We start from the raw sequence: 20092 nt of genomic DNA, 5'->3' as shown, positions 1-20092 counted from the left end.
CTACCGCGCCTCGGCGACGACGACGGCGCCGAAACCGAAGAGGACCGTTCCTGTGATCCGATCCAGGACCCGCCGCACCGACGGCTTCTCCAGCGTGGTGCGGGCACGGGTCAGCAGAAGGCTGTACGCGCCGAGCCAGACGATCCCGAGGAGCCCGTGAACGAGCACGAGCAACGCCAGGGTCGGGGCGGTCGGCCACCCGGGCGGAACGAGCTGGGGGAGCAGGCCGGTGTAGAACACTGCGATCTTCGGGTTCAGGAGGTTGGTCAGGAACCCGGCCCGCCAACTCGACCCCGGCGACGGAACCTGTGCCGGTCCGGGCGCGGCGGTGCGTTGTCGCGACCGGCTGCGCCAGAGGGTGGAGAGGCCCAGATACGCCAGGTACATCCCGCCGACGATCTTCACGACGGTGTAGGCCTCCGCGGAGGCGGCGAGCACCGCGCCGAGCCCGACGACGGTCAGCGCGCCCCACACCATCAACCCGGCGACCACGCCGAACGTCGCTCGCAGCGCGGCGCCGCGTCCACCGGACAGGCCGGCGCGCGTCACCACCGCCATGTCCGGACCCGGAATGACGGTCAGGAGACCGAGCACCGCGAACGCGGTCATCACGACACCGATCATCGGCCCAGTATGTCGGGCGCGCTCAGCGCAGTGAAATCCAGACTTGTGACTTGCCGAGCACGGTGTGCCCGTCGAACGTCACCGTCAGGTCGATCCTCGCAGTGCCCGCGGCCTCGTCGACCTGTGCGGCCTTCGCGACGACCTCGACGACCGCGCCGTCGTCCGGGGCGACGATCACCGGCTTGGTGAAGCGGGCGCGGTATCCGGTGACCCGTGCCGCGTCGCCGAGCCAGTCGACGACGCACTGCGTCGCCAGTCCCAGCGTCAGCATTCCGTGCGCCAGCACACCGGGCAGGCCCACGGCGTTCGCGACGTCGTCCCGGTAGTGGATGGAGTTGAAATCACCGGACGCCCCGGCATAGCGGACCAGGGATTCCCGGGTCACGTGATATCGGGCCTTGGCGACGGTGTCGCCGAGCATGATTCGCTGCGGCGACGTCATTCCTCCCCCCTGACGAACAGCGTCGACGTCATGGTGCTCACGTGATCGCCTGCGGCGTCGAGGATCTCGATGTCGGCGACGAGCAGTGTATGCGGACCGCGTGACGTCACGTTCGTGACGGTGAGCACCGCGGAGAGTTCGTCGCCCGCGACGACCGGGCGGATGGACGTGGCGTGTTCGGTGCTGTGCACCAGATTGACCGGCTCGATTCCCGACGTCGGATCGGCGACGAGCTGCGCCAGTGCGCGTTCCTGCACGATGACGGGAAACGTGGGCGAGGCAACGAGATCGGCGTGACCGGCGGCGCGGGCACTGCCGACGTCGAAGGACGTCGGGTTGGTGGCGAAGACGGCGCGGGCGAATTCCCTGATCTTCTCGCGGCCGACGAGGTAGGGCTCGGTCGGCGGATAGACACGACCCTCGATCGCTGGATTCACTGCCATCAGGTCAGCCTAGAGACGTCCCGTCCCCAGGGCAGGGCGAAGCGTTCGGAGAATCGTCACGAATGTGTCGCGGACGTGCCTGCCCGCTCACGTCGAAGCCCCCGCCGGACAGGTCCGGCGGGGGCTTCGACGTATCGACTGATCGATAGCCGTCAGACGGGATCGACCATCAGCAGTTGGGCCCAGTAGGTGGCGCCTTCGGCACCGAGGTAGGGAAGTAGCTGATCAAAAATGATCGTTGACATGCTCGCTCCATTCTCTGTTCGGGCACTGCGCCGGGAGGCGAGCCATCGGCACCGCACTGACCGGCGCCGGGGACCGTATCACCGGACAGGACTCCGAGGGTAACAGTATGAGCGTGATCCACAACCCCACACGTCCCACCGGTGCCACACTGAGGGCATGACTGACGAAGATCATCTCTGGTACTACAACGTCGAGGACGGCACGGTCACGCAGGGGAAGGCGGCATCGTCGATGTCCCGGATGGGCCCGTACCCCGATCGCGCGTCCGCCGAGAAGGCGCTGCAGATCGCCGCGGAGCGGAACAAGGCGGCGGACCGGGCAGACGAGGAGTGGAACAACTAGCGTTGTCGAGAGGGTGTGCGTGAGGTGCCGATGAGTCGTTTCGTCGCGCGCGGAATCGATTTCGGCACCGTGCGCACCGAATTCCACCTGCCGGAGGGGTATCCGCCCGCGGCGGTCGCGCAGGCGCGGGCGGCGTCCGACCGGTACGCGTCCGAGCGGGAGGACCGCACCGATCTGGCGTTCGTCACCATCGATCCGCCCGATTCCCTGGATCTCGATCAGGCGCTGCATCTGGAGCGGACACAGGTCGGATTCGTCCTGCACTACGCGATCGCGGACGTCGGCGCCGTCGTGGAGCCCGGTGGGGTGCTCGACGTGGAAACCCGCAAACGCGGGCAGACGTTCTACCTCCCCGACGGCAAGGTGCCGCTGCACCCGAAGGAACTCTCCGAGGGATCCGCGAGTCTTCTCCCCGACGAGGACCGCCCGGCGGTGGTGTGGCGGATCGAACTCGACGAATCGGCCACACCCTTGTCCTGCACGGTGTCCCGTGCGACGGTGCGTTCCGTGGCACGGCTGGACTACGCCGGGGTGCAGGCCGATTCGGAGGCGGGGAGACTGCATCCGTCCATCGCGTCGCTGCCGGAGTTCGGCCGGCTCCGCACGGCGGCGGCGGTGGCGCGCGGAGCGATCGAACTCCGGCTCCCCGAGCAGGAAGTGGTGCCGGACGGCGACGGCTGGCGGGTCGACCTCGCGCCCCGCACCGAGGCCGACGACTGGAACGCCGAGGTCTCGCTCCTCACCGGAATGTGCGCCGCGGACATGATGCTCGACGCGAAGGTCGGGCTGCTCCGCACCCTGCCGCCCGCCGGACCGGACGCGGTCGAGGCGCTGCGACGCACGGCGTCGGCATTGGGGATCGACTGGCCGGAGAGCGTCGGCGTCGGTGAACTCCTGGCGCGGCTCGACCCGAATTCGGCGTCGACGCTGGTGCTGATGACCGAGGCGCCGTCGCTGCTGCGGGGCGCCGACTACGCGGCGTTCGACGGCGCCCTGCCCGAATTGACCACGCACGCCGCCATCGGCGCCCCGTACGCCCACGTGACCGCGCCGCTGCGCCGGCTCTCGGATCGGTACTCGACGGAGGTGTGCCTCGCCGTCACCGCCGGAACGCCGGTGCCGTCCTGGGCGCGGGACGCCCTGGGTTCGATGCCCGAGATCATGGTCGGCTCGGATTCCCTCGCGAGCAAGATCGACCGCGCCTGCATCGACCTCACCGAAGCGACGGTGCTCGCCGACCGGGTGGGGGAGACGTTCGACGCGACCGTGCTGCGGTCACGGAACGGCAAGCGCACCGCGGACGTGTTCGTCCCGTCCGTGTCCGTGATGGCGAAATGCGTGGGCGACCCCGCCGAGGGCGAACAGGTGAAGATCAGGCTCGTCTCCGCCGACGTCGCGAAGCGGACCGTCGAGTTCGGTTACCCCGCATAGCGCGTCAGTCGCGGAACCGGTCCGTTGCCTCGACGAGGTGATGCACGATGCCCGGCTCCATCGCCGAGTGTCCCGCGTCGTCGACGATCTCGAGCCGCGAACCCGGCCAGGCCCGGTGCAGCGCCCACGCACTGGTCGCCGGGCACACCACGTCGTAGCGCCCCTGCACGATCACGCCCGGAATGCCGTCCAGCGCGGCGGCGTCCCGGAGAAGCTGACCCTCGTCGAGGAACCCGCGGTTGTGGAAGTAGTGGTTCTCGATGCGGGCGAAGGCCAGCGCGAACCTCGGCTGGGACGTCTCCACCACCCGTTCCGGTTTGGGGAGCAGCGAACTCGTCGCGCCCTCCCACGTGGACCACGCGACCGCGGCCCGCGTCGCGACGTCGGGATCGTCGGACTGCAGGAGCCGGTGGTAGGCCTCGACGAGGTCGCCACCCCGCTCCGACTCCGGCACCGGCGCCAGGAACTCCTCCCACAGTTCGGGGAACAGATGTCCGGCACCGCCGTTGTAGTACCAGTCGATCTCGCTGCGGCGCAGCAGGAAGATGCCGCGCAACACCAGCTCGGTGACCCGGCCGGGATGCTTCTGGGCGTAGGCGAGAGCCAGCGTGGAGCCCCACGACCCGCCGAAGACCTGCCACCGGTCGATACCGAGATGGCTGCGCAGCAACTCCACATCGCCGAGGAGACGGTCGGTGGTGTTGACCGACAGATCGGCCCCGTCGGCGACGTGGGGTGTGGAACGGCCGCATCCGCGCTGGTCGAGCAGCACGATCCGGTACACCTGCGGGTCGAAGAACTGTCGTTGCGCGGGATCGGTGCCGCCGCCGGGCCCGCCGTGGAGAAACACGACCGGCTTCCCGGCGGGGTTCCCGCTCTGCTCCCAGTACATCTGCTGACCGTCGCCGACGTCGAGATGCCCGAACTGGTACGGCTCGAGCGGCGGGTACAGGGTGCGCAGCTGGGTCACGTCGGCCTCAGAACCCGATCAGGCCGGACGCCAGATCGGGGATCACCAGAGCGGTCACCGCTTCCTGCCGGATGCCGGGGCAGGCCGCCGTCGTGATGACGTCGATCCGGCCCCGGTCCTGCAGGAAGTCGAGCGCGTTGAGGTTGTTCTTCGCGATCCACGTGCCGACCAGACCGTTCAACCCGGTCTTGCCGATGGTCGGGGTGTAGGTGCGCCAACTCTGCAACTGACCTTCGAGGTCGGTGCACAGCTGGGCGGCCTGCGCCTCGGTGACACCACCCGGCACCAGGCCGGGGCCGGGAACCGCGGTGGTGGCCGGGGGTGGGGTGGTGCCGGGTGCGGGTGCGGGGCCCGGTCCGGCACACCCCGTGACGACCGCCGCGGCCGCCACCGCCGCGGCCGCCATCACGGCCGGGCGGTGACGACGTCCGGTGCCCTGCACGCGTCGCTGTCCCATGAACATCCCCCTCGAGTGTGTGCCGGCCCGGTGAGTCGAGGACGACCTAGAAGCTGTGCTCTTCCGCCGGGAACGTTCCGGCGCGTACCTCGGTCGCGTATGCGGCGGCTGCGTTACGCAACTCGTCACCGACGTTACCGAAGCGCTTGACGAACTTCGCCGTCTTGCCGCTGGTGTAGCCGGCCATGTCCTGCCACACGAGGACCTGGGCGTCACACTCGACGCCCGCTCCGATGCCCACGGTGGGGATGGTGAGCTTGCGGGTGACCTGGCCTGCGATCTCGGCGGGCACCATCTCCATGACGACGGAGAACGCGCCGGCCTCCTGCACGGCGATCGCGTCGGCGACCAACTGCTCGGCGGCGTCGCCGCGGCCCTGTACGCGGAAACCGCCGAGCGAGTTCACGCTCTGCGGGGTGAACCCGACGTGGGCCATGACGGGGATGCCTGCCGCGGTGATCGCGGCGATCTGCGGCGCGACACGCTCGCCGCCCTCGAGCTTGACCGCGTGGGCCAGCCCTTCCTTCATGAACCGGGTCGCGGACGCGAGAGCCTGCTCCGGGGAGCTCTCGTAGCTGCCGAACGGGAGGTCCGCCACCACGAGAGCGTGCGGCGCACCGCGGACGACGCCGCGAACGAGGGGGAGGAGTTCGTCGATCGTGACCGGGACGGTGGTCTCGTATCCGTAGACGACGTTGGCAGCCGAGTCGCCGACGAGGAGAACGGGAATCCCGGCTTCCTCGAAGATGCGGGCGCTGGAGTAGTCGTAGGCGGTGAGCATCGCCCAGCGTTCACCCTCGGCCTTCATGGCCTGCAGGTGGTGGGTTCGGGTCTTGCGCTTGGGAACGTCGTGCGATGGTGCTGATCCGTAGAGCCGATCTTCGGACGTGCTCGCGGACGACTTGCTATCGGACATCGTTGTCCCTTTCTGGCCTCGAGGCCCTTGGCGGGTCCCCGGGTGCGGGTGATGACGCCTACAGTCTGCCACCGCCCCGCGGGGGAGCGAAGGGCTCGCGCGGGTGCGATAGGTCACACCCACCGTCTGTCCTCTGACCTGCGGGAAGGCCTGCCGGCGCAGAACCCCTGGCACGATCGTCCTATGTCGAAGAGTGCTCGGGTACCGGCCGCGTTCGCGGGGTGCATCGCCGTCGTCCTTGTCGTCGCAGGCTGTGCGGGAGGCGGACGGGACACCGGTGAGGCCGTCGCCGAACCGCCGGCGGCCGCGGCGGCTCCGGCCGGACCGATCCCCGCCGGGCTCGAGGAGTTCTACACGCAGCAGGTGCAGTGGGGGTCGTGCGAGGGCTACAGCACGGACGGGTCTCCGCTCGGCGACACTCTCGACTGCGCGAAGGTGACCGTGCCGAACGACTACGCGAACCCCGGGGGCGCCACCGCTCAGATCGCCGTCTCCCGGTCGAAGGCGACCGGCGACAAGGTCGGATCGCTGCTCGTGAACCCCGGTGGCCCGGGGGCGTCGGGTATCGGGCTGGCGTCCGTAGCCGACGGCACCGACATCGCGGAGCGGTTCGACGTCATCGGTTTCGATCCGCGCGGCGTCGGCGCGTCCACGCCGCAGGTGACCTGCCTGACCCCGCCGGAGGTGGACGCGCGGCGCAAGGACGACGACGTCGACATGAGTCCCGCCGGAATCGCGCAGACGGAGGCCGAGAACCGTGAGTACGCGGACAAGTGTGCGGAGCGGACCGGCGTCGACGTCCTCGCACACGTCGGAACGTACGACGTGGTGCGCGACATGGACGTCATCCGGGCGGTGCTCGGTGACGAGAAGCTCAACTACCTCGGCTACTCGTACGGCACCCGGCTCGGCTCGACGTACGCGGAGACGTTCCCGGGCAACGTGCGCGCAATGGTCCTCGACGGTGCCCTCGATCCCGAGCAGGACCCGACGGAGGAAGTGATCCTGCAGGCGGCCGGATTCCAGTCCGCGTTCGACGCGTTCGCCGCGGAATGCATGCAACAACCGGACTGCCCGCTCGGCACCGACCCGGCGCAGGCGAACGCGAGGTTCCGGGCGCTCGTCGACCCGCTGATCGCCAAGCCGGCCGCGACCACCGACCCGCGCGGACTCAGCTACACCGATGCGATCACCGGCGTCCAGCAGGCCCTGTACTCGCCGAATCTGTGGGGCCCGCTCCGTGGAGGCCTGGAGAGCCTGCAGACGGGGACGGGCGATTCGCTGCTGATGCTGGCCGATCTGTACGAGGGGCGCGCCGACGACGGCACGTACTCCAACCTCAACGACGCCTTCAATTCCATCCGCTGCATGGACGATCCGCCCGTCACCGACCGCGCGGCCGTCGGGGAGGCGGACGTGCGGTACCGCCAGGCGGCGCCGTTCCTCGACGACGGTCGCGGCACCGGCAGCGCGCCGCTGGACGTCTGCGCGTTCTGGCCCGCGCCGAACACGGGCTCGCCGCACACCGTGTCGGCGCCCGGGATCCCGCCTGTCGTCGTCGTGTCGACGACCGAGGACCCGGCGACGCCGTACCAGGCGGGCGTGGATCTGGCGAAGCAGATGAACGGCTCGCTCGTCACGTACCGGGGCACTCAGCACACCGTCGTTCTCGACGGCGAGGCGTGCGTCGACGACGCCGTCTCGGACTATCTCGTCGACCTCGCGGCGCCGCCCGCGGACCTGACGTGCTGACCCACGCCTGTGATGGGATCGTCCGAGGTGCCCGCACGCTGGCACGATGCGGAATCCGGCATAGTCGAATCAACGAAGTAACACAGATTTAACGAACTTTGCTTACTCTCGCGGACATGGATCGCCAAAAGGAATTCGTGCTTCGCACCCTCGAAGAGCGCGACATTCGGTTCGTCCGATTGTGGTTCACGGACGTTCTCGGATACCTGAAATCGGTGGCGATCGCCCCCGCGGAACTGGAAGGTGCCTTCGAGGAGGGCATCGGCTTCGACGGATCCGCGATCGAGGGCTTCTCCCGGGTGTCCGAGGCGGACACGGTCGCGAAGCCGGACGCCTCCACGTTCCAGGTGCTGCCGTGGAGTTCGAGCAAGGGGCATCAGCACTCCGCCCGCATGTTCTGCGACATCGCCATGCCCGACGGTTCCCCCTCCTGGGCGGATTCGCGGCACGTGCTGCGCCGTCAGCTGAACAAGGCGAGCGATCTGGGCTTCAGCTGCTACGTGCACCCCGAGATCGAGTTCTTCCTGCTGGAGAACGGGCCGATCGACGGCACGCCGCCGAAGCCCGCCGACTCCGGCGGCTACTTCGACCAGGCCGTCCACGACTCCGCTCCCAACTTCCGCAGGCACGCGATCGACGCACTCGAGTCGATGGGCATCTCCGTCGAGTTCAGCCACCACGAAGCGGCTCCCGGCCAGCAGGAGATCGACCTGCGGTACGCGGACGCCCTGTCGATGGCCGACAACGTGATGACGTTCCGCTACGTCGTCAAGGAGGTCGCGATCGCCGAGGGCGTGCGCGCCACGTTCATGCCGAAGCCGTTCAGCGATCAGGCCGGCTCGGCGATGCACACCCACATGAGCCTGTTCGAGGGCGACACCAACGCCTTCCACAACCCGGACGATCCGATGCAGCTGTCGGAGACCGGTAAGGCGTTCATCGCCGGCATCCTCGAGCACGCCAACGAGATCAGCGCCGTCACCAACCAGTGGGTGAACTCCTACAAGCGTCTGATCCACGGTGGCGAGGCCCCGACGGCGGCGTCCTGGGGCCCGTCCAACCGGTCGGCGCTGGTCCGCGTCCCGATGTACACGCCGAACAAGGCGTCCTCGCGTCGCGTCGAGATCCGCAGCCCAGATTCGGCCTGCAACCCGTACCTGACGTTCGCGGTGCTCCTCGCCGCCGGTCTGCGCGGAATCGAGAAGGGCTACGAACTTCCCCCGGAGGCCGAGGACGACGTGTGGGCGTTGACGTCGGCCGAGCGCCGCGCCATGGGCTACCGGGAACTGCCCGGCAACCTCGACGGCGCGCTGCGCGAGATGGAGAAGTCGGAGTTGGTGGCCGAAGCACTCGGCGAGCACGTGTTCGACTTCTTCCTGCGCAACAAGCGTCGCGAGTGGGAGGAGTACCGGAGCCACGTGACGCCGTTCGAACTCAAGACGTATCTGGGGTTGTGAGCAAGAGCATGGTGAAGCCTCCGGCAGCGCGTTCTGCCGTTCCCGGTCCGGGTCGTCTGGGTCTCGTCGAGCCGACCGCTCCGTCCGAACTCCGCGATCTGGGCTGGGTCGGTGAAGACAGCATCGAACTGCTCTGGTCGTTGTCGCGGGCCGCGAACGCCGACCTCGCCCTCCGCACCCTGGTGCGCCTGAAGGACGGGCTCGGCGAGGGCTGGGCCGAACTCGATGCGGCGCTCCGCACCGACAAGGGCCTGCGTGGCCGGTTGTTCGGGCTGTTCGGCGCGTCCAGCGCGTTCGGCGACCACCTGGTCGCGGATCCCGCGTCCTGGAAGATCCTCGCCGGCGACGTCCGCCTCCCGTCGAAGGACGAGGCGACCGCCACGATGATGGCCGCGGTCGGGGCCGAACCCGAGGACGGCGCCCACCCGGACGCAAAACTGTACCGGGCGAAGGTGACCGGACCCGATGCCATCGCGGCGCTGCGCAAGGCGTACCGCGACGAGCTGATGCTGCTCGCCGCCGTCGACCTCGCAGCGACTGTCGAGAACGAACCGGTACTTCCGTACCAGACTGTCGGGCATCAGCTGTCCGATCTGGCGGACGCCGCGCTGAACGCCGCCCTCGCGGTGGCCGTCGCAGCCGTGTGTCCCGACGCGCCGTGCCCCGTGCGGCTGGCCGTCATCGCCATGGGCAAGTGCGGTGCCCGCGAACTCAATTACGTCAGCGACGTGGACGTGGTCTTCGTCGCCGAACCCGCCGACGCGATCGCCAGCCGGATCGCGGGCGAGATGATGCGCGTCGGGTCCTCGGCCTTCTTCGACGTGGACGCCGCGCTGCGGCCGGAGGGCAAGCGCGGCGAACTCGTCCGCACCCTCGATTCGCATGTCGCGTACTACAAGCGCTGGGCCAAGACCTGGGAATTCCAGGCGCTGCTCAAGGCCCGCCCGATGATCGGCGACGTCGCGCTCGGACAGCAGTACGTCGACGCCCTCAGCCCGATGGTGTGGACCGCGTCGGAGCGCGAGGACTTCGTTCCCGAGGTGCAGGCGATGCGCCGCCGGGTGGAGGAGATGGTTCCGCCGGAACTCCGCGAACGCGAACTGAAACTGGGCCGCGGCAGTCTGCGCGATGTCGAGTTCGCCGTCCAGCTCCTGCAACTCGTGCACGGGCGCGCGGACGAGGCGCTGCACGTCCAGAGCACCATCGACGCGCTGACCGCCCTCGCCGCCCGCGGCTACGTGGGCCGCGACGACGCTGCGAATCTCGCTGCGTCCTACGAGTTCCTGCGGTTGCTCGAGCACCGGCTGCAGTTGCAGAAGCTGCGACGCACGCACACCCTCCCGCCCGCCGACGACGAGGAAGCGCTGCGCTGGCTGGCTCGCGCGGCGCACATGCGGCCCGACGGCAGCAAGGACGCACTCGGCGTTCTCAATGCGGAGATCAAGCGCAACTCGCACCGCGTGCGACGGCTGCACGCCAAGCTGTTCTACCGGCCGCTGCTCGAATCGGTGGCGCGCATCGACAAGGAGGCTCTGCGGCTGAGCCCGGACGCGGCCATCCGCCAGCTGGCGGCGCTGGGCTACACCGCCCCGGAGAACGCGCTCGGGCACCTCACCGCACTCACCAGCGGCGCGTCCCGCAAGGGCCGTATCCAGGCGCTGCTGCTGCCGACGCTGCTCGAATCGCTCGCCGACACACCGGATCCCGATGCGGGTCTGCTCGCGTACCGGCGGCTGTCGGACGCGATGACCGATCAGACCTGGTTCCTCCGGCTGCTGCGTGACGAGGCCTCGGTCGCCGAGCGGCTGATGACGGTACTCGGATCCTCGGCCTACGTTCCCGACCTGCTGATCAAGGCGCCGGACGTGGTGCGCCTGTTCGCGGATTCGCCGGCCGGACCGCGGCTGCTGGAGTCGAAGCCGGAGGACGTCGCGCGCGGCATCCTGACGGCGTCGGCACGCCACGACGACCCGGCCCGCGCGATCGCGGCGGCGCGCTCCCTGCGCCGTTACGAGCTGGCCCGTATCGCCTCCGCGGACATCCTCGGCATGCTCGACGTGCCGGGCGTCTGCAAGGCGCTGTCGTCCGTGTGGGCGGCCGTGCTCAATGCCGCCCTGGCGGCCGTGACCAAGGCGAGCGAGAAGGAACTCGGCACGCCCGCTCCCGCGACCTTCACGGTGATCGGCATGGGCCGGCTCGGTGGCGGTGAGCTCGGCTACGGTTCCGACGCGGACGTGCTGTTCGTGTGCGAGCCGCGCGAGGGGATCGACGAGACGGTCGCCGTCAAGTGGGCCAACAGCATCGGCGACAAGGTGCGGGCTCTGCTCGGCGCGCCCAGCACCGATCCGCCGCTGGAGGTCGACACGGGCCTGCGCCCGGAGGGACGCAGCGGCCCGATGGTGCGCACGCTGGCGTCCTACGAGGCCTATTACGCGCAGTGGGCGCAGGCCTGGGAGATCCAGGCACTGCTGCGCGCGCATCACGTCGCGGGCGACGCCGATCTGGGACTGCGCTTCCTGCACATGATCGACAAGACCCGCTACCCGGAGGGCGGGGTGTCGGAGCAGGCGGTCCGTGAGATCCGGCGCATCAAGGCGCGCGTCGACTCCGAGCGACTGCCGCGCGGCGCCGACCCCGCGACGCACACCAAGCTCGGGCGCGGCGGTCTCGCCGACATCGAATGGACCGTGCAGCTGATCCAGCTCCGGCACGCCCACGAGATCGAGTCGCTGCACAACACGTCGACTCTCGAGACACTCGACGCGATCGGCGCCGCCGAGTTGCTCAGCGAGTCCGACGTCGATCTGCTGCGTGACGCGTGGATCACGGCGACGAAGGCGCGCAACTGCCTCGTGCTCGTTCGCGGCAAGGCCACCGATCAGCTGCCCGGCTCGGGCCGGGTGCTGTCCGCGGTCGCGCAGATCGCCGGCTGGGGTGGCGGCGACGCGGGCGAGTTCCTCGACAACTACCTGCGGGTGACCCGGCGGGCCAAGGCTGTGGTGGAGAGAGTCTTCGGGGAGTGATCGCCACCTGGGGGGTGCGGGCGCTGACGGCGCTCGGGTGGCTCGCGGTGCTCGTCGGCGTGTTCGGCGTCGTGCTGAGATTCCTCGACGTCCAGAACCAGCGTCTGCTCGTGCTGGCGTCCGCGGCGCCGTACCTGATGGCGGCCGCCGCGGCCGGGGTGCTGTTGCTGGGAATCACCCGGCACTGGATCGGTTTCGGGGTCGCGCTGGCCGTGGCCGCGGTGGCCACCCTGTCGCAGGGCCCGCTGTACGTGGCCAACAGTTCGGTGACGGCGTCCGGGCCGGAACTGACGGTGATGCAGGCCAACATCTGGCTCGGCAACGCGGACGCCGACTCCCTCGTCCGGCAGATCCGGGACCACGACGTCGACGTGCTCACCACCAACGAACTGACACCGGAGGCCGTCGACCGGTTGGTGGCCGCGGGAATCGAATCGACGCTGCCGTTCTCGTTCCTCATGCCCGGCAGTGGCGGCGAGGGAACCGGGATCTGGAGCCGGTACCCGCTGAACGACAAGGTCCACCACTCGGAATTCGTCCTGTCCGCGCTGTCGGCGCGGGTGGAACTCCCGGACGGTGCGAGCACGGCACTGTACGCATTCCACCCGGTCCCGCCGTGGCCGTCGGATCCGTCGCTGTGGTCGCGCGAAATGGACCGCATCCAGACCATTCTCGACGCCGTCCCCGCCGACTCGGGACCGGTGATCGTCAGCGGCGACTTCAACTCCACCCGCGACCACGTGAAGTACCGCAACCTCGTGACCGGACGCTACCGCGATGCCGCGGACCAGGTGGGTGCCGGAATCCAGAACACGTATCCCGCAGACCGGCAGCCGTTCCCGCCGATGATCGCGATCGATCACATCGTCACGAGCGGAGCGCAGGCGGAGTCCGTGGAATCGGTTGTCCTGACGGGTTCGGATCATCGAGGCCTGATCGCGAAGATCGCCCTCGGCAGCTGAGCGTCACGGGAGCGTGACGAATCCCTTCTCCACCAGCCAGTCCCGGGCCACGTCCGCTGGTTCCTCGCCCTCGACGTCGACCCGCCGGTTCAGTTCGGTGATCTCCTCGTTGGTGAGCGCCGCGGAGATCGGGGCCATCACCTCCGCCACCTGCGGATGTGCCTCGGCGAAATCCTTGCGCATGGTGATCGCCGGGTTGTACTTCGGGAAGAACTGGCGATCGTCCTCCAGCAGCACCAGATCGAGCGCGATGATGCGGCCGTCCGTCGTGAACACCTCGCCGAACTTGCACTGCGTCCCGTCCGCGGTGGCCTGATAGATGATGCCGGTCTGCAGGATCTGGCGGTTCGCGCGGGCGGGGTCGAAGCCGTACTTGGCGGCCATACCCGGGAACCCGTCCTGCCGGACGTTGAATTCGGTTTCGACGCAGGTCGTCGCGGCGGCGGGGTCGCGGTTGACCAGATCCGCGTACTCCGACAGGGTGGTGATCCCGGTTTCCTCGGCGGTCTGCCTGCTCATCGCGAGTGCGTACGTGTTGTTCATAGGGGCCGGATCCACCCACACCATGCCGTTGCTTTCGAGGTCCTCGTCGCGGACCGCCTCGAACTGCGCGGTCGGGTCGGGAATCGGAATCTCGTTGCCGAGGTAGTTGATCCACCCGGTCCCGGTGTACTCGTAGGTGACGTCGATCTGCCCGTCCAGCTGCGCGTCCCGGGTGCTGTTGGACCCCTGGATGTTGGTGAGGTCGCGCACCTCGGCGCCGGCGGCACTGAGCGCGAACTCGATGATGTACCCGAGGGTGACCTGCTCGGTGAAGTCTTTGGAGCCGACGGTGATCTTGACGTCCTCGAGTTCGGGGACGGGCTGGATGCTGCCCGGTTCCACCGACAGCGGCAGGGCGCCACCGGATTCGAGGCCGCAGGACGCGGCGAGGACACCGCACAGTGTCACCGCCGTCGCGGCGATCGCCTTCCGGAGGTGGTCCATCAGCGCAGCCCCTTCGGGCCGAGGAACTCCTCGGCCAGGGCACCGCACCAGTCGACCAGCAGCGCGAGCGCGACCGCCAGCACGGCTCCAACCACCAGAGTCACGTTGTCGCGCAACTTGTATCCGGTGTCGATGAGGATTCCCAGACCGCCGGCGCTGACGAGGAAACTGAGTGTCGCGGTGCCCACGGCGAGCACGAGCGACGTGCGCAGTCCCGCGAGGATGTACGGCACGGCGAGCGGGAACTCGACCTTCCGCAGGACGAGACCGGCGGTCATGCCCTGTCCGCGCCCGGCGTCGATGACGGCGGGATCGACCTCCTGCAGACCCAGGATCGTGTTCCGGAGAACGGGCAGGAGAGAGTAGAACGCGATGGGGAGCACCCCGATCCAGAATCCGGTGGTCCCCGTCGCGAGGAAGAGCAGCACCAGCAGTCCGATGGCCGGCGCGGCCTGTCCGATGTTGGCGATTCCGAGGAAGATCGGTGCCAGCTTGGTGAACCCGGGCCGCGTCAACAGGATCCCCAGCGGAACCGCGATGACGACGACGATCGCGACCACCGCGACTGTGATCAGCACGTGCTGCCACGTCAGGGTCGCGATGTTGGCGGCGTTGAGACTGCCCTTCTGCGTGGCGGTGAGTTCGCGGTTGAAGGCCCAGGCGAGCACACCCGCCACCAGGATCACGACGATGATCGGCTGGACCAGCAAGCGGGCCCGCTCCGACCGCCGGGCGGCCGGTGCGGTGGGCGTCGTGGCGACGGCAGCCGTCATGACGGTGTCCCGCCCTCGCTCGCCCCGTTCTGCTTCGGCTCGCTGTCCTCGTCGTCGTGCGCGTGTTCCTCACGCAGCGCGGACAGGTGCGTCACCAGTGTGTCGATGGTGATCAGGCCGCGGTACTCGCCCCGCCGGCCGGTGACGATCGTCGACGCACTGCTCTCCGCCAGGAGCGCTTCGAGGGCGTCCTGCAGCGTCGACTGGGTGGACACCACCTCTTCGATCGGGTCGCCGATGCCGCGCAGCGAGGTGGCGTTGGCCAGATGCCGCAACGACACCCAGTGGGTCGGTCGGTCCCGCGCGTCCAGGAGGACGCCCCACTTGATCTTGCGGGGTGCGATCGCCGCCCGCAGATCGTCAACCGAGCCGTCCTCGTACGCGGTGGGGCAGTCGAGGAGTTCGACCTCCGCCACCCGGGTGAGCGTCAGCTGCTTCAGCGACGCGTCCGCGCCGATGAACCCGGCCACCATGTCGTTGGCGGGATGGGCGAGGATCGCATCCGGAGTGTCGTACTGCATGATGTGCGACTGGTTGCCCAGGACCGCGATCCGATCACCCAGCTTGACCGCCTCGTTGAAATCGTGCGTCACGAAGACGATCGTCTTGCCGAGATCGGACTGCAGTCGCATCAACTCGTCCTGCAGCAGTCCGCGCGTGATCGGGTCGACCGCGCCGAACGGCTCGTCCATGAGCAGTACCGGGGGATCGGCGGCCAGTGCCCGCGCCACCCCGACCCGCTGCTGCTGACCGCCCGACAACTGCCGGGGGTAGCGCTCGCGGTAGAGGTCGGGTTCGAGTCCGACGAGGTCGAGCATCTCGTCGGTACGGTCGGCGATCTTCTTCTTGTCCCAGCCGATCAGACCGGGGACCGTGCCGACGTTCTTGGCGATCGTGAGATGCGGGAACAGTCCGGCCTGCTGGATCGAGTAGCCGATGCCGCGCCGCAACTTGTCCGGGTCGATGGACAGGGCGTCCTTCCCGCCGATCGTGATCTTCCCCGACGTCGGTTCGATGAGCCGGTTGATCATGCGCATGGTGGTGGTCTTGCCGCAGCCGGACGGGCCGACGAGAACCACGATCTCGCCGGCGGGGATGCGCATCGACACGTTGTCGACGGCCGCCTTCTCCTGGCCCGGGTAGCTCTTGACGACGTCTTCGAGGACGATGTCCACTCCGGAGACGGTGCTTCCGTTGGTCGGCGGTGTATCGAGGTCAGTCACGGATCCCCCTGGAGGTGGTGAGTCGGCCGATGACGGCGAGGACTCCGTCGAGTACGAGGGCGAGGGTCACGATGAGAACGGTCCCCGTGAGGGCCTGCGGTATCGCGGTCGGGCTGCCGACACGGGACAGTCCCGAGAAGATGAGGTTGCCGAGCCCGGGACCCTTGGCGTAGGCGGCGATCGCGAGGATGCCCATCAGCATCTGCGTGCTCACCCGCATTCCCGTCAGGATCGACGGCCAGGCGAGCGGGAGTTCGATCCTGCTCAGCACCGTCGTGCGGCTCATTCCCACGCCCCGGGCGGCGTCGGTGACCGCGGGGTCGACGGAGGCGAGTCCGAGGATGGTGTTCCGGATGATCGGCAGCAGCGCGTACAGCACGAGAGCGGTGACGGTGGGGGCGACACCGAGGCCGAGGATCGGGATCAGCAGGCCGAGCAGAGCGAACGACGGGATGGTGAGGATCGTGCTCGCGAGTGCGGTGGCGATCGAGGAGCCCGCCGGACTGCGGTACACGAGGATACCGATCGCCACCGCGACGATCGTGGCGATCACCACCGACTGCACGACTGCGCTGACGTGCAGGAACGAGTCGGTGACCAGTTGCTGCTTGCGGGCGGAGACGAAGTCCCACAGTTGCTGCATGTCCAACCGTGAACACCTTTCTCCCGATGTGAAACAGACCTCGGTCCTTCACAGTGCTACGTACCCGAACATCGCGCAGGTGAATCGGAAAGTCTGTTACGTGGTCGGGATCATGAACAGCAGGGTGCACACGGCGATCGAAATCCCGAACAGCGCGATCATCACGGCGTAACCGAGGTTCCGCCGGCGGGGGGAGATCGCCGGGTCCATCCACCATCCGAACACCTTGAACGCAGCCGGAACCGCCCACCAGCCGAGGATCTGAGTGGTGACCAGGTTCGCGAGAAACAGGGCGACGGCGATCGGAACCCCGTGCGCCTCGATGAACGGTGCGCTGACGAAATGGCCCCAGATCACCACCAGCGGATACAGCACCAGCAGCGCCAGGAGATTGCTCCGGGCAACGGGCACCGGGGGCGGCTCGTCACCGCCCGCGCCGCGGAACCAGAAGTCGAAACCGTAGCTCGCTTTGCGGATTCGGAGATTCTTGTTGAACTTCTCGCCCTCCTTCAGGAGGGCAGCCCGCTCGGGTGAATCCATCCACGACGCCAGGTTGTCCTCGGTGTCGAAGCTCAGCACGATCGTCCAGTCCTCGGTGATCCCCTGCACCGGCCTCTCGACCTTGTGCCCCCGGAAACCCCGGAACCCCGCCTCGGCGGCGGAGATCTTCCGCTGCCAGTCCATGAACGCCGACTCGTCCTCGGGGGCGACGTGACAGGAGATGACCACCGACGTCGCCGACTGCTCCCGGGTCTGCTCGCCGGTGAGCAGGTGGACGTCCTCGTTGCCGATGAAGGCGTGCTTGATCTCCGCCACGAGCTCCGTCCGGCGGTCGCTGTCGAGCCACGCGCGGGCGTCCTCGACGGTGGCGAACCGCAGCACGTCCACCCAGTCGTCCTGCACGGGCGGCGACGGCGGCACGATGTCCTGATCGATGAAACCCGGAACGGTCGCGAGGGCCTCCGCCGCACGCTTCTGCCACCGTGCGTAGTCGGCGTAACTCGCGTCGTCGATCCGGCGTTGGAAGATCACCGACACCGGGGACGCGGCAGGGCTGCGCGGGTGTGAATGCGGCACGGTGAGGTCACCTCCGTTCTGGTCGTGGTGCAGGCGCGGCGGAGGGGGAACCCTGGGACCGCCGGGTGGACGTGGTGAGGAGCAGCAGGATCCCGGCTCCCGCGCCCAGGGTCAGGTACAGCCAGCCCAGCGGTGCCTGGCTGTTCTCCGGTAGTACTCCGGCGACGGCCATCGCCGCACTGACGACGAGATAGCAGGCCGCCGTGACGACCCCGCCGATCAGTCCGAGATTGCGGGTGAACAGTCCGAGAGCGAGCCCGTACATCTGCGGGCAGAGCACCCCGCATCCGGCGAGCGCGAGGCAGGCGCCGATCGTGATGGCCGGTGCGGTGACGACGGACAGCCCGGCCGTAACGGTGAGTACGAGCGCGCCCGCCACGAACACCCACCACGCGCCGAACGCGAGCCTGCGTGTGCCGACCCGGACAGCCAGCGCGCTGCAGGCGAGTTCGCCGACGAGGTTGGCGCCGCCCACGACGAGCGCCACCGCACCGTAGGCGGCCGGGGAGAATCCGAGAATCTGCTGGTAGAGGAAGGGCGCGACGACACCGAACACCATCTGTGCAGATGCCATCAGTCCGAACACGAGCACGAACCCCACGAAGATGCGGTGGCGCAGAGCCGCACCCAGCACCCGCGCCGCGGCGCCGACGTCGACCGGTGCCCGCAGTTCCGGTGGAAGCGTCTCCGGCAATCCCGCGACGACGAGGGGAACGGCCAGGGCCGCCAGAAGCGCGATCAGCCCGAACACCAGACGCCACGACATGAACTGCACCAGTACCCCACCCACGGCGGGTGCGAGAACGGGTGCCAGCCCCCACGCGGCCCCGAGGAGACCGGACACGGACGTGAGCCGGGCGCCGCGGTAGCAGTCGGCGGCGATCGCGTAGGCGAGGACGAGGCACGCGCACCCACCGATACCCTGCACGAATCTCAGACCGAGCAGGAGCGTGATGTTCTGCACGAGTGCGCATCCCACGCTGGTGACGACGAGGATCGCCAGGCAGGTCAGCAGAGTTCGCTTGCGGCCCACCGCATCCGCGATCAGTCCGACCGGAATGAACGCCAGGCTCATGCCCAGCATGTAGGCCGTCACCGTGTTCTGCACCACGGCCGCGGACGCGTCCAGGTCGAGCACCATCTGCGGCAATGCCGGGGTGTAGATGTCGAGCGGGATCTGGCTGAGCGGAATCACCAGCAGCAGAATGACCACGACACGGCGCGGAACCGGCACGCCGGACGGCGTCGTGGGCACTGACATCCCGCACCACCTGCTTCTCGACCCGAGGGGGCTGGAGAACGGAGCAAGTATCCCGCAAGGCGTCGACCGCACGCTCCGCAACGGTCCGTGTGGTCGGTTCCCTGGATCATACGACGCGGCCCGCGGCACTCGGGCGGGTTCCGGACCGCGCGGCCGGGGAGTGACGTACGAAACGACGGGGCCCGCGTCCGTCGTAGGCTGACTCTCCCAGGAACGGACAGGAGGCTCAGGTGGCCGAGACGACGCTGACCGAGACGACGGTCGCCGAGGTGATGGCCGAGCTGGCCGAGCTCGAGGACCCGAGGGCACGCGAGGTGAACGAGAAGCACGGTGACGATCACGGTGTGAACCTCGGCAAGCTGCGCGCGCTCGCGAAGAGGCTGAAGACGCAGCAGGAACTGGCGTGCCGGCTCTGGGAGACGGGTGACACCGCGGCGCGACTGCTGGCGATCCTGATCTGCCGCCCGAGGGTGTTCGAGCGTGACGAGTTGGACGTCATGGTGCGCGAGGCGCGCGCACCCAAGGTGCACGACTGGCTCGTGAACTACGTGGTGAAGAAGAACCCGCACTCCGAGGAGCTGCGCCTGGCGTGGTCCGCCGATCCGGATCCGGTGGTCGCGAGTGCCGGCTGGGCGCTGACCACCGAACGCGTGGCGAAGAAGCCCGAGGACCTCGACCTCGCGGGACTACTCGACGTCATCGAGGCGGAGATGAAAGACGCCCCGGATCGCCTGCAGTGGGCGATGAACCACTGCCTGGCTCAGATCGGGATCGAGCACGCGGAGCACCGCGCCCGCGCACTCGACATCGGTGAGCGCTTGGAGGTGCTGAAGGACTACCCGACGTCCCCGGGCTGCACGTCTCCGTACGCGCCCGTCTGGATCACCGAGATGGTGCGCCGACAGGGCGACAAGTAGAAGGTTCGCCCCGCGCCCGACCGCGCCCGGCCATCTGTGGCCGGACGCAGAAGAGCCCACCCGCGCCGCGATCGGTGTAGTGATCGCGGCGCGGGTGGGCTCGACCGAAGCTACTGCGTACCGGGGCGCTCTACCGAACGCCCCGA

At 68.7% G+C, this 20092-nt stretch carries 19 protein-coding genes; 7 read left to right on the top strand and 12 right to left on the bottom strand.

The genetic code is table 11. From position 1 onward, the window contains the following. Genes QM806_RS04150 through QM806_RS04140 form a run of 3 tightly spaced genes read right to left on the bottom strand, consistent with a single transcriptional unit; the run spans position 1 to position 1509 of the window. Positions 1 to 624 carry a LysE family translocator gene (locus QM806_RS04150; protein ID WP_005567679.1) on the bottom strand — a complete coding sequence of 208 codons (624 nt, stop codon included), beginning with the start codon at positions 622 to 624 and terminating at the stop codon, positions 1 to 3. Between the two features lie 22 nt (positions 625 to 646). Continuing rightward, positions 647 to 1066, bottom strand: coding sequence for a MaoC/PaaZ C-terminal domain-containing protein (locus QM806_RS04145; RefSeq protein ID WP_054248485.1), 420 nt, complete (start codon positions 1064 to 1066; stop codon positions 647 to 649). Next, positions 1063 to 1509 (bottom strand): FAS1-like dehydratase domain-containing protein, encoded by a 447-nt coding sequence (locus tag QM806_RS04140; protein ID WP_054248486.1) that lies wholly within the window; start codon positions 1507 to 1509, stop codon positions 1063 to 1065. The genes QM806_RS04145 and QM806_RS04140 overlap by 4 nt, the downstream gene beginning before the upstream one ends. Before the next feature lie 402 nt (positions 1510 to 1911). Here QM806_RS04140 and QM806_RS04135 point away from each other — a divergent pair, with 402 nt between their 5' ends. After that, positions 1912 to 2097 carry a hypothetical protein gene (locus QM806_RS04135; RefSeq protein ID WP_005254262.1) on the top strand — a complete coding sequence of 62 codons (186 nt, stop codon included), beginning with the start codon at positions 1912 to 1914 and terminating at the stop codon, positions 2095 to 2097. Positions 2098 to 2127: 30 nt separating this feature from the next. Beyond that, positions 2128 to 3528 (top strand): RNB domain-containing ribonuclease, encoded by a 1401-nt coding sequence (locus QM806_RS04130; protein WP_037203218.1) that lies wholly within the window; start codon positions 2128 to 2130, stop codon positions 3526 to 3528. 4 nt (positions 3529 to 3532) lie between these two features. Here the strand turns inward: QM806_RS04130 and pip are convergent, their stop codons facing one another. The 3 genes from pip to panB are packed head-to-tail and all read right to left on the bottom strand — an operon-like array spanning position 3533 to position 5871. Continuing rightward, positions 3533 to 4498: a prolyl aminopeptidase gene (gene pip, locus QM806_RS04125; RefSeq protein ID WP_005254260.1), complete on the bottom strand. Its 966-nt coding sequence runs from the start codon at positions 4496 to 4498 to the stop codon at positions 3533 to 3535. 7 nt (positions 4499 to 4505) lie between these two features. Then, the gene (locus QM806_RS04120) at positions 4506 to 4961 is read right to left on the bottom strand and encodes a hypothetical protein (RefSeq protein WP_005254259.1); all 456 of its coding nucleotides are present in this window, start codon (positions 4959 to 4961) and stop codon (positions 4506 to 4508) included. 40 nt (positions 4962 to 5001) lie between these two features. Further along, positions 5002 to 5871, bottom strand: coding sequence for a 3-methyl-2-oxobutanoate hydroxymethyltransferase (gene panB / locus QM806_RS04115; RefSeq protein WP_005247779.1), 870 nt, complete (start codon positions 5869 to 5871; stop codon positions 5002 to 5004). 183 nt (positions 5872 to 6054) lie between these two features. On the opposite strand from panB, the gene QM806_RS04110 reads away from it, so the two are divergent. From QM806_RS04110 to QM806_RS04095, 4 genes are all read left to right on the top strand, one after another. Then, complete coding sequence (locus QM806_RS04110; protein ID WP_120660678.1) at positions 6055 to 7623, top strand: alpha/beta hydrolase; 1569 nt, start codon at positions 6055 to 6057, stop codon at positions 7621 to 7623. A 116-nt stretch (positions 7624 to 7739) separates the two neighbouring features. Continuing rightward, positions 7740 to 9080, top strand: coding sequence for a type I glutamate--ammonia ligase (gene glnA / locus QM806_RS04105; protein ID WP_005247775.1), 1341 nt, complete (start codon positions 7740 to 7742; stop codon positions 9078 to 9080). An 8-nt stretch (positions 9081 to 9088) separates the two neighbouring features. Continuing rightward, positions 9089 to 12103, top strand: a complete 3015-nt coding sequence (locus QM806_RS04100) for a bifunctional [glutamine synthetase] adenylyltransferase/[glutamine synthetase]-adenylyl-L-tyrosine phosphorylase (RefSeq protein ID WP_005254257.1) — start codon at positions 9089 to 9091, stop codon at positions 12101 to 12103. Then, entirely contained in the window at positions 12100 to 13065 is a 966-nt protein-coding gene (locus tag QM806_RS04095; RefSeq protein WP_005561166.1) for an endonuclease/exonuclease/phosphatase family protein, read from the top strand. Before QM806_RS04100 ends, QM806_RS04095 begins: the two co-directional genes overlap by 4 nt. 3 nt (positions 13066 to 13068) lie before the next feature. On the opposite strand, the gene QM806_RS04090 is transcribed toward QM806_RS04095, so the two are convergent. From QM806_RS04090 to QM806_RS04065, 6 genes are all read right to left on the bottom strand, one after another. Further along, positions 13069 to 14052: a glycine betaine ABC transporter substrate-binding protein gene (locus QM806_RS04090; protein ID WP_005254255.1), complete on the bottom strand. Its 984-nt coding sequence runs from the start codon at positions 14050 to 14052 to the stop codon at positions 13069 to 13071. Beyond that, positions 14052 to 14825 (bottom strand): ABC transporter permease, encoded by a 774-nt coding sequence (locus QM806_RS04085; RefSeq protein ID WP_005254254.1) that lies wholly within the window; start codon positions 14823 to 14825, stop codon positions 14052 to 14054. The genes QM806_RS04090 and QM806_RS04085 overlap by 1 nt, the downstream gene beginning before the upstream one ends. Next, a complete protein-coding gene (locus tag QM806_RS04080; protein WP_005561165.1) occupies positions 14822 to 16048 on the bottom strand; it encodes an ABC transporter ATP-binding protein in 1227 nt (408 codons plus the stop codon). The genes QM806_RS04085 and QM806_RS04080 overlap by 4 nt, the downstream gene beginning before the upstream one ends. Then, entirely contained in the window at positions 16041 to 16691 is a 651-nt protein-coding gene (locus QM806_RS04075) for an ABC transporter permease (protein WP_283290719.1), read from the bottom strand. Before QM806_RS04075 ends, QM806_RS04080 begins: the two co-directional genes overlap by 8 nt. A 96-nt stretch (positions 16692 to 16787) precedes the next feature. After that, the gene (locus QM806_RS04070) at positions 16788 to 17768 is read right to left on the bottom strand and encodes a putative antibiotic biosynthesis monooxygenase (RefSeq protein ID WP_005254251.1); all 981 of its coding nucleotides are present in this window, start codon (positions 17766 to 17768) and stop codon (positions 16788 to 16790) included. A gap of 7 nt (positions 17769 to 17775) precedes the next feature. Next, positions 17776 to 19029, bottom strand: a complete 1254-nt coding sequence (locus QM806_RS04065; RefSeq protein WP_005254250.1) for a multidrug effflux MFS transporter — start codon at positions 19027 to 19029, stop codon at positions 17776 to 17778. 230 nt (positions 19030 to 19259) lie between these two features. Here QM806_RS04065 and QM806_RS04060 point away from each other — a divergent pair, with 230 nt between their 5' ends. Continuing rightward, the gene (locus QM806_RS04060; RefSeq protein WP_005561163.1) at positions 19260 to 19946 is read left to right on the top strand and encodes a DNA alkylation repair protein; all 687 of its coding nucleotides are present in this window, start codon (positions 19260 to 19262) and stop codon (positions 19944 to 19946) included. Positions 19947 to 20092: the final 146 nt, after the last annotated feature.

It is taken from the genome of Rhodococcus sp. IEGM 1351, from assembly GCF_030056875.1.
In the GTDB taxonomy this organism is placed as follows: domain Bacteria; phylum Actinomycetota; class Actinomycetes; order Mycobacteriales; family Mycobacteriaceae; genus Rhodococcus_F; species Rhodococcus_F opacus.
This window is presented reverse-complemented; position numbering and strand designations above follow the sequence as displayed.